The following is a 10001-nucleotide window of genomic DNA, read 5'->3' on the forward strand; positions in this document are numbered from 1 at the left end:
TAAAAAAACCGTGTGTATTACAGCACACGGTTTTTTTATTCGTTGCCCACTTAGCAGCCGCTATTGTCGGTCTCGATAGATAAGCTGCTCCCTGCGCTTGCCGGCAGGGTATACTGCAATTTGCATTGCGCGCTGTTTCTGGCACCTTGCAAATAATAGATGGCATGCTCGCGGTCAGACAGTGAGGGCTGTATGGCAAATTTTCCGAGATCGATTAACTGGTTGATTGTGCCTGCACCATCGCTACTGCCCAACCAACCGACAGGATAACCATTGCTAAAATAAATAATATTGCCCTCTATGCTGGTTGATGGCGATGCTTGTTGGCTATCGCATTGAGGGTCGGACATGCAAACGCCTTTGGCCATGGTTGCAACAGATTGTAGCGTGGCTTTAAAGTCAGCCAGCGATGCTTGCCTGGCCTGTACATCCACCTGCGAAATGCGCGCATAGGCAGTGACGGCAAGCGCTGATAGAATCAGCAGCACGACAACCAATTCTACCAATGTAAATCCAAGCTGTATGCGATGTTTGTTGTTCATGGTGCGCGATCTTATCGTAGCCGTTTTGTCTGTTGTCAAATTTTGTGGAATGTTGCAAGTGTTAAATAAGGCTTACAAATGCGTCAATTTAAAAAGCTCTGTGTAGGTGTTTCGCTAGCGTTAATGCTGACGCATTGTGTGAGTATGGGCGAACGCACCTTGCATATGAGTACGGCACAACTACAAGAAAACTTGAATCGAAAACTGAAAAAACCGATCACCATCCTGCGTGTGTTCCAGGTCCAACTCTCCAATGCGCGGGTTTCAGTAGAGCAGGGTTCTGGGCGTATTCACACCTTGATGGATGCGAATATCCACAGTGACCTGCTGGCGAATCCCGCCACCGGAAAACTCGGTCTTTCCGGCGTGTTGAATTTTGACCAGGCGAAGCAGGTGGTCGTGCTGGACCAGCCGGAGGTGGATTCATTGCAGCTGGATGAGGCGGGGAGTGAATGGAATGCTTTGGCCCAGCAACTGGCCAAGGAAGTCGGCCGGCAATGGTTCAAACAAGTCGTGTTGTACGAGGTGAAGCCTGAGGACTTAAGTTATGCCGGCAGGCGCTATCAACCGGATCAGTTCAAGGTCACGCCAGAAGGGCTAAGCGTGACCCTCAAACCCCAATAGCGGTTAGGGTGCAGACTGTAAATGCTTCTCTAGCAATAAGGCTGCGACGACTTTCCTGCCTTCTGCACTCAGGATATTAAAAGTGCGGCAAGCGGCTGCCGTGGTCATGCACTCCACTGCAATATGCGCAGACAAAAATGCCTGGGTGTGTTTGGGGTGGATAAAACGCTGTTTATTGCCCGTGCCCAGCAGCACTACTTCCGGTTTGAACGCCAGAATGACTGACAATGCCTGCGCGTCCAGTGTCTCCCATGGCCCTTTAAACCAGTCGTTACTGAGCGCCTGCTCGCTGACAATCACGGCTTGTTCATAACGCTGGTGGTTAATGATCACCGCCTCATGATCCACGCCATGAATCTGGTATTGTTGTTCGCCGGTATGCAGATGTAGTTTCATAGGTTTATCACTCGTGATTGAAGCGTCTGGAAGGTCATTCGTCCTTCAGGACTGACACGATCCCGCGTACCAGGTTCATTGCTGTAGCAGGGGTTTGCAGGTAGAATGAAAGTTTTACTTTAAGAGCTTAACACACGCCAGATGTGTTTGTTAATCCGCTATGCAGCCAGTCAATAAATCCAGCAAACTCAGCAATGTCTGTTACGACATCCGCGGCCCTGTTTTGCAGCGTGCTCGCCAGATGGAGGAAGATGGACAGCGCATTATCAAGCTGAATATCGGTAACCCGATGCCCTTCGGTTTTAATGCGCCAGAAGAAATCGTCCAGGACGTGATTCATAATATGGATCAGGCCTCTGGCTACACCGATTCCAAAGGGTTGTTTGCGGCGCGCAAAGCCATTATGCATTACACCCAGCAAAAGAATATTACGGGTGTGACCATAGACGACATCATTATTGGCAACGGCGTTTCAGAGCTGATTGTCATGGCTATGCAAGGCCTGCTCAATAATGGCGACCAGATCCTGGTACCCATGCCCGACTATCCGTTGTGGACAGCGGCCGTTAACCTGGCTGGCGGTACCGCACGGCACTATGTCTGTGACGAGCAGTCTGGCTGGTTGCCCGATCTCGAAGATATTGAAAACAAAATCAATGCCAACACCAAAGGTATTGTCATTATCAATCCCAATAACCCAACTGGCGCTTTGTATCCCAAAGAAACGCTGGAAGGCATTATTGAAATCGCCCGCCATCACGGCCTGGTGATTTTTGCCGATGAAATTTATGACAAGGTGTTGTACGACGGCAACACGCATACATCGATTGCCTCCTTGGCCGATGATGTCTTGTTTGTGACCTTTAACGGGTTGTCCAAAAATTACCGCGCATGTGGTTACCGCTCTGGCTGGATGATTATTTCAGGCGATAAAAAAGACGCCAAAGACTATATCGAAGGCCTGAATATGCTGGCCTCTATGCGTTTGTGTGCCAACGTTCCTGGACAGTTGGCTATCCAGACGGCGTTAGGTGGTTACCAGAGCATCAACGACCTGGTGGCGCCTGGTGGGCGCTTGTGCAAGCAACGTGACCTCGCCTATGACATGCTGACCGCGATGCCAGGCGTGACCTGTGTTAAACCGCAGGCCGCCATGTATCTGTTCCCCAAATTGGATGCCAATATGTATCCGATTGCTGATGACCAGCAATTTATCCTCGACTTGCTGCTTGAGGAAAAAGTGCTGCTGGTCCAGGGAACCGGTTTCAACTGGAAGTCACCAGATCATTTCCGCGTGGTGTTCCTGCCGAATGTGGATGATTTGACCGAGGCGATGACACGTATCGGGCGTTACCTCGACGGTTACCGAAAGAAACATTCAAAATAAAGGCGTGCCTTGGGGCGCGCCATCAATGGTGAGTATTAAGTATGAAAGAATTAAAAGTTGGGTTGTTAGGCATAGGCACAGTGGGGGGCGGTACTTTTACCGTGCTCACCCGTAACCAGTCAGAGATTGCCCGCCGGATCGGCGGCAATATCCGGATTGTGCAAGTGGCTGACCGCAATCTCGAGCTCGCCAAACAGGTGACAGGCGGACAAGTCGCCCTGACCGATGACGCGTTTGCTGTTGTGAATAACCCTGAAGTGGATGTCGTCGTCGAGCTGATCGGCGGCTACACCATTGCTAAAGAGCTAGTGCTGCAAGCCATTGCCAATGGCAAGCATGTGGTGACTGCCAATAAGGCCTTGCTGGCGGTTCATGGCAACGAAATTTTTAAAGCGGCGGCCGAAAAGGGTGTCATCGTCGCATTTGAGGCAGCAGTAGCCGGCGGTATTCCTATCATCAAGGCCTTGCGTGAAGGCTTGAGTGCCAACAAAATCGAATGGGTGGCTGGCATTATCAATGGCACCACCAACTTTATCCTAAGCGAAATGCGAGATAAAGGCCTTGCCTTCGCCGATGTGCTCAAGGAGGCGCAACGTCTGGGTTATGCTGAGGCTGATCCAACCTTTGATGTGGAAGGGGTTGATGCCGCGCACAAGCTGACCATTATGGCCAGTATTGCATTTGGCATGCCAGTGCAATTTGAGCAAGCCTACACTGAGGGCATTACCCAACTGAGCATCCAGGACATACACTATGCGGCAGAGTTGGGTTACCGCGTTAAATTGTTGGGTATCAGCAAAAAAACGAGCGCGGGCGTGGAACTGCGGGTCCACCCGACCTTGATTCCGGAAAAGCGCCTGATTGCTAATGTGGATGGCGCCATGAATGCGGTTGTGGTGAAAGGTGATGCCGTCGGTCCAACCTTGTATTATGGTGCCGGGGCAGGGGCTGAACCTACCGCGAGTGCCGTGGTAGCTGACCTGGTTGATATTGCCCGCTTGCAAGGCACTCACGCAGAGCAACGAGTGGCCTACTTGGGCTATCAGTTAGACCAGCAGCAAGCGTTGCCAGTATTGCCGATTGCAGAAGTACATTCAGATTACTACCTGCGTTTACGCGCATCGGACAAACCTGGCGTGATGGCAGACCTGACCAAAATCCTGGCGGATCTGCAAATTTCGATTGATGCCATGCTGCAGAAAGAACCGGCAGATGGGGAGTCAGAGGCGGATATTGTCATCCTGACCCATACCACCCAAGAGAAAACCATGGATACTGCGATCGCCCGCATTGAGGCTTTGCCCGCTTTGACCGGCAAAGTGACCAAAATCCGTGTTGAATCCCTGTCGCGCTAAGCCAGTGTCAAGTTGATCCGGCCTAATTGAATGAGTGTCATACAATGAAATATATCAGTACCCGTGGGCAATCGCCTGCTTTGAGTTTTAGTGAGATTTTACTGGGTGGCCTGGCGCCAGACGGTGGCTTGTATCTGCCTGAGCAGTATCCGCAATTCAGCGACGCTGACCTCAATGCCATGCGCGGCATGAATTACCGTGAGCTAGCATTTGCAATTTTGTCACGCCTGGTCGATGACAGTGATATTCCGCACACAGACCTCAAAGCCATTATTGATAAAACCTACCGGGCCGAGGTCTATCAATATGCGCGTGCAGGGCAAGATGCCGAAGAGATTACCCCTACACTCAAGCTGCAAGACAATTTGTATCTGCTGAGTCTCTCAAATGGCCCCACGCTGGCTTTTAAAGATATGGCGATGCAGCTGCTTGGCAACCTGTTTGAATACGTGCTGGAAAAAACCGGCCAAACAACCAATATTCTGGGGGCCACTTCTGGAGATACCGGATCTGCGGCTGAATACGCCATGCGTGGCAAAAAAGGGGTGCGCGTATTTATGCTGTCGCCTTACCAGAAAATGAGCCGTTTCCAGACGGCACAAATGTTTAGCTTGCAAGATAAAAACATCTTCAATATCGCGGTCAAAGGCGTATTTGATGATGCGCAGGACATGGTCAAAGCAGTCTCTAACGATCATGCTTTCAAAGCACAATATAAAATCGGTGCCGTCAATTCTATTAACTGGGGCCGCATCGCTGCCCAGATTGTGTATTACTTTAAAGGCTATTTGGCTGTGACCAAAAACAACAGCCAAAAGGTCAGCTTCACCGTACCGAGCGGTAACTTTGGTAACGTTTGTGCGGGGCATATTGCACGCATGATGGGCTTGCCGATTGACCAGTTAGTGGTTGCCACCAATGAAAACGATGTCCTGGATGAGTTTTTTAATACAGGTGTGTATGCACCGCGTGGTTCAGCGAATACTTACCACACCTCCAGCCCGTCTATGGATATTAGCAAAGCCTCCAATTTTGAGCGTTTTGTCTACGATTTGGTCGGGCAAGACAGCGCTAAAGTGCGGGAGTTATGGGGCGCAGTCGATGGCGGCGGGCAGTTTGATTTGAAGGCGCAAGGGTATTTTGACAAAGTTGCAGGGTTCGGTTTTGTTTCTGGACATAGCAACCATGCCAACCGCATGCAAACTATTCGTGAAACCAAGCAAACCTATGGTGTGACAATAGACACCCATACTGCGGATGGCTTGAAGGTTGCACTGGAGCACCGCAACGCCGAGGTACCAATGCTGGTGCTGGAAACAGCATTGCCAGCAAAATTTGAAGATGCGATTGTCGAGGCGTTGGGTGAGCGTCCTGAGCGGCCTGCCAGCCTGCAAGGCCTGGAAGACTTGCCACAAACATCGACGGTAATGGAGGTGAGTGTCGATGCCATTAAAGCCTTTATCGTCGCCAATACCTAATATAGACAATACCTAAGACCGCAGGAGCCTGCCATGCAACAGTATCATGATTTATTGAACCACGTACTTGCGCAAGGTCATGTCAAAACTGATCGCACCGGCACCGGGACCATCTCAGTGTTTGGCTATCAGATGCGCTTTAACCTGGCAGAGGGTTTTCCTCTGCTCACGACCAAAAAAGTGCATTTAAAATCCATTATTCATGAGCTGCTGTGGTTTTTACAAGGCAGTACCAATATTGCCTACCTTAAGGAAAATGGCGTTACGATTTGGGACGAGTGGGCGGATGCGCAAGGCAACCTCGGGCCTGTTTATGGCTACCAGTGGCGTAACTGGCCAAAGCCGGATGGCAACCATATTGACCAGATTTCGCAAGTCATCGCTCAGATCAAAAACACACCGGATTCCCGCCGTTTGATTGTGTCTGCCTGGAATGTGGCCGATGTTGAGCGTATGAAGTTACCGCCTTGTCATGCTTTCTTCCAGTTTTATGTCGCGGATGGCAAGTTATCTTGCCAGCTATACCAGCGCAGTGCCGATATTTTCCTAGGGGTGCCGTTTAATATTGCTTCTTATGCCTTGTTGACCATGATGGTTGCGCAAGTATGTGACCTGCAATTAGGGGATTTTGTGCATACGCTAGGGGATGCACATATTTACAGCAACCATATGGAGCAGGTGAAAGAACAACTTTCCCGTACGCCACGGTCGCTGCCCACCATGCATATCAATCCTGCAGTCAAAGATATTTTTGCTTTCAAGTTTGAGGATTTCACGTTAGAAAATTACGATCCTTATCCGGCTATCAAGGCGCCAGTTGCAGTCTAAAAGTGCTAAATAGGCTAATAGAATGGTTGTTTTAAACCATTTTGTTAATAAGGTGTAATATTTGCAAAAGCCTTGTTTGTTTTTGATATCCTTTGCAGCGTTATGAGCGTGTAACAGGCGTCCCTAGCGTTGTCTTGCACGTTAAATTCATGACTTAAACTTAGGAGATCATTATGCAAATTAAAGCCTCACTCATCATTGCCGCTGTATGCGGTGCATTGTCAGCACCAGCATTTGCTGACCACGAAACTATCAAACCAAAAGCCTACGACAGCTTGGGTAAGTGCGTAAAAGCCGCCTTGTCCGTGCATGATGGCAAAATTGTAAAAGTTGAAGCGAAATCCGAGCGCAAACAACTGGTTTATGAGTTTGATGTTCAGTCCAAAGACGGTACTGCTTGGGATATCGAGTGCAACGCCAAAACTGGCAAAGTCACAGAAGTAGAGCAAGAAGTGACTGCAGATGACGAAAAATTCAAAGCCTTGGCTAAAGTGTCAGAAGCCGACGCTAAAGCCACAGCATTGGCTGCCCACGCTGGTAAAGTGGTTGAAGTTGAATATGAGCTGGAGCCAGATGGCAAAGCTTCTTATGAATTCGATATCCTTGAAGCTGATAACGAAGAAGTAAAAGTGGAAGTGGATGCGACAACTGGTAAGATCGTAGAAACCAGCTACGAAGTCTACCAAATCGGTCAAGAGTAATTTAGCTGTGCTTGCCTCCTAGTGAGGTCGGCCGGTTTCAAAAAATAAAAAAGGCAGCGCAAATGCGCTGCCTTTTTTATTCTGCATGAGATCAATATGCAAGTTAGGGAGTGGCTACCCCGATACCGGCGGATATGCAGTCTGCTGGTATCGGTCCTAGTGATAGCACACTCCCGGCTGAATTTTAGCATTTCTTGTGCCAACTCTATGTATTCAATTTAACTTAATGTTTTAAAAATCTATTTTCAGAGTAAATAGGATTTCTTCCCGTATTTATGGTGGTTGTGGGTAGCCACTTCTGCTTGGATTTGGTTCCTGGCAACCAGTTTGGTGCATGGCTTGATGGTGCGACGCGCAATCCTTAAGCCATGCTGCGATGTATGGTGGTGACCAGTTTTTTATATTCTCCGCGTTTGATCAAGTCACTTTGTGCCAGCATGTTCAAGAGCAGCGGAGATTGCGAGTGGGCATCCATCTCAGTCAAAAACTTATCTGTGAATCCCAAGTTGCTCGCTACATAGCAAATATTGAACATTTCGCAAAAGGTGCCATACAAGCTACCAAGGAGCAAACTGCGGGCGTACTTTGCTGCCAGGGGAGGTTGATGTTCCAGGCCAAGAGGGAGGCGGCTACGCTGGTCATCAATCAGTAGCAGGCCGTAATCAGACAGTTTTTGTGCAATGAGGGTTTGCTCCGCTTCCAGATGGGCCGGTGACACGACCTTGCTGCTGTCACACCAGACTGCCGATACCGGAAAATTAATGCAATATTTTTCCACCTGGTCGATAAATTGCTGCGTCTGGTTGCATGCCCCTTCCGGAAGCTGCATGACGGGAATGCCCTGTTTTTTTAATGCATGTTCCAGCCTTGTCCCGACGCTAGGGTCAATCAATACATAACCCTGGCTGGCATCCAGATTGCAGAGAATGGCTTGTTGCAGTCCCTGGCGTGCACCGCAGGCGATGTGTTCCGGTGGGACCAAATAGCGCCGCTCATGCGCCAGCAAATTGGCCAGCAAATGTTTAAGGTGATGTAAGCCAGTGACATCGTAATCTGCTTGCCGCAATTTATGCAGATGCAATGCCGCGCGGCGCAAGTGATGAATGCTGCTTTTTTGAATCAGGCTTTCTATGCTATTCGATTCAGTGCGCGGGGCTGACGATGACGGGCTTGAGTCTGCCATCGCTTTGTCTGCTGTGGTGCTACGTTTGATGGTTTCAGCAACAAAAGTGCCACGTTTAGGTTGGGTGTAAATCAGCCCTTGGGCTGACAGTTCTTCATAAACCCGGGAAACTGTCTTACGGTTGATGCCAAGACGTTGCGCAATATCGCGTGTGCTGGGCAAGGGGCTGCCGCCTAACCAGTCACCAGCTTCTATCATCGACCTAAAGTGGTCTATGAGTTGTTGATGGATGGAGGAAGGAGAATCCTTATCTAACACCAGTGAGTAATACCAGGGTCTCAGCACGTCTGCGTTTGCCTTATGTTCAAGAAAAGGGTGCCTGCACATCACATTGGGCACGCTTACCTGAAGGGCACACTAGGACATGGCCTTCCGTAACCAGATGATACAAAAAAAAAGCAATTCAATAAAGTTTTCGGAAAAATTCCCGCTCTGGCCCATGAATAAAACCTGAAACTGGCTGGCTGCCAGGGGCGGTTATTTATATTACAGTTACAAGCGCTTAATAAAGTGACATATATCCGTAACAGGATGTTTCAGCTCTGGAAATCCTAGTGCCAGTGGCAATTTAAGCACCGCGCAATTGAAGTTAACAATTGCTACCTTGTGATTATCTCGGAGATATTACTATCATGAAAATCAAAACTGCTTTTGGTATTGCTGCCAGCGTTGCGCTTGCTATGCCAATGCTCGCATTCGCAGCCGCTGATCAAGAAGCTGCAATGAAAGATCCAAACAACTGGGCTCACCCACGTGGCCAACATAACAACCAAGGCTACAGCGCTTTGGCACAAATCAACAAGGGCAACGTAAAAAATCTGAAAGCTGCCTGGACATTCGCAACCGGTGTAAACCGCGGTCACGAAGGTTCACCAGTGGTTGTGGGCAACATGATGTATGTTCACACTGCTTTCCCAAACAATATCTACGCACTTGACCTGAACGACAACCAAAAAATCGTTTGGTCCTACTTCCCAAAACAAGACCCAAGCGTACAAGCAGTACTGTGCTGTGACAATGTTTCCCGCGGTCTGGGCTACGGCGACGGTAAAATCTTCTTGCAACAAAACGACGGCATGCTGGTTGCTTTGGATGCAAAAACCGGTGCTAAAGTTTGGGACGTAAAAAACACTGATCCAAAAGTTGGCGCAACTAACACTAACGCTCCACACGTGATCAAAGACAAAGTCCTGACAGGTTGCTCAGGTGCTGAGTTCGGCGTACGTTGCTTTATCGTTGCTTACAACCTGAAAGATGGTTCTTTGGCATGGAAAGCCTATTCTACAGGCCCTGACAGCGAAACATTGCATGACGCTAACACTAACAAAGACAATCCTTTGTACAACGCACTGTCTGTTTATCAAGACGTAAACGGTGGTAACAAAGAAGGCGGTTCCTTTAAACGTTTGTCAGCTGACCAAATCAAAGGCGGCGAAAAAGAATTGGGTACACGTACCTGGTTGAAACCACAAGCTGTGAAAGACGGCTGGCAACATGGTGGTGGTTC

At 49.0% G+C, this 10001-nt stretch carries 10 protein-coding genes; 7 read left to right on the forward strand and 3 right to left on the reverse strand.

Features of this window, described 5'->3' with window-relative positions:
• Positions 1–50 precede the first annotated feature (50 nt).
• Positions 51–542: a prepilin-type N-terminal cleavage/methylation domain-containing protein gene (locus ACIDF8_RS05685; protein ID WP_412009613.1), complete on the reverse strand. Its 492-nt coding sequence runs from the start codon at positions 540–542 to the stop codon at positions 51–53.
• 78 nt (positions 543–620) lie between these two features.
• Between ACIDF8_RS05685 and ACIDF8_RS05690 the strand changes: the two genes are divergently transcribed.
• Positions 621–1166, forward strand: coding sequence for a DUF1439 domain-containing protein (locus ACIDF8_RS05690; RefSeq protein WP_412009614.1), 546 nt, complete (start codon positions 621–623; stop codon positions 1164–1166).
• Between the two features lie 3 nt (positions 1167–1169).
• Here the strand turns inward: ACIDF8_RS05690 and ACIDF8_RS05695 are convergent, their stop codons facing one another.
• Entirely contained in the window at positions 1170–1562 is a 393-nt protein-coding gene (locus ACIDF8_RS05695) for an Mth938-like domain-containing protein (RefSeq protein WP_412009615.1), read from the reverse strand.
• A 160-nt stretch (positions 1563–1722) separates the two neighbouring features.
• Here ACIDF8_RS05695 and ACIDF8_RS05700 point away from each other — a divergent pair, with 160 nt between their 5' ends.
• From ACIDF8_RS05700 to ACIDF8_RS05720, 5 genes are all read left to right on the forward strand, one after another.
• Complete coding sequence (locus ACIDF8_RS05700) at positions 1723–2949, forward strand: pyridoxal phosphate-dependent aminotransferase (protein WP_275355510.1); 1227 nt, start codon at positions 1723–1725, stop codon at positions 2947–2949.
• Between the two features lie 41 nt (positions 2950–2990).
• Positions 2991–4304 carry a homoserine dehydrogenase gene (locus ACIDF8_RS05705; protein WP_412009616.1) on the forward strand — a complete coding sequence of 438 codons (1314 nt, stop codon included), beginning with the start codon at positions 2991–2993 and terminating at the stop codon, positions 4302–4304.
• A 44-nt stretch (positions 4305–4348) separates the two neighbouring features.
• Positions 4349–5782, forward strand: a complete 1434-nt coding sequence (gene thrC, locus ACIDF8_RS05710; RefSeq protein ID WP_412009617.1) for a threonine synthase — start codon at positions 4349–4351, stop codon at positions 5780–5782.
• 33 nt (positions 5783–5815) lie between these two features.
• Positions 5816–6610, forward strand: coding sequence for a thymidylate synthase (locus ACIDF8_RS05715; protein ID WP_412009618.1), 795 nt, complete (start codon positions 5816–5818; stop codon positions 6608–6610).
• Positions 6611–6783: 173 nt separating this feature from the next.
• Entirely contained in the window at positions 6784–7311 is a 528-nt protein-coding gene (locus ACIDF8_RS05720; RefSeq protein ID WP_412009619.1) for a PepSY domain-containing protein, read from the forward strand.
• 361 nt (positions 7312–7672) lie between these two features.
• Here the strand turns inward: ACIDF8_RS05720 and ACIDF8_RS05725 are convergent, their stop codons facing one another.
• Positions 7673–8779, reverse strand: a complete 1107-nt coding sequence (locus ACIDF8_RS05725) for a GntR family transcriptional regulator (RefSeq protein WP_412009620.1) — start codon at positions 8777–8779, stop codon at positions 7673–7675.
• A gap of 338 nt (positions 8780–9117) precedes the next feature.
• Here ACIDF8_RS05725 and ACIDF8_RS05730 point away from each other — a divergent pair.
• Positions 9118–10001, forward strand: an 884-nt coding sequence (locus ACIDF8_RS05730; protein WP_412009663.1) for a PQQ-binding-like beta-propeller repeat protein, incomplete at its 3' end; no start/stop codon positions are given.

It is taken from the genome of Methylophilus sp. 3sh_L, from assembly GCF_046766015.1.
Classification (GTDB): Bacteria; Pseudomonadota; Gammaproteobacteria; order Burkholderiales; family Methylophilaceae; genus Methylophilus.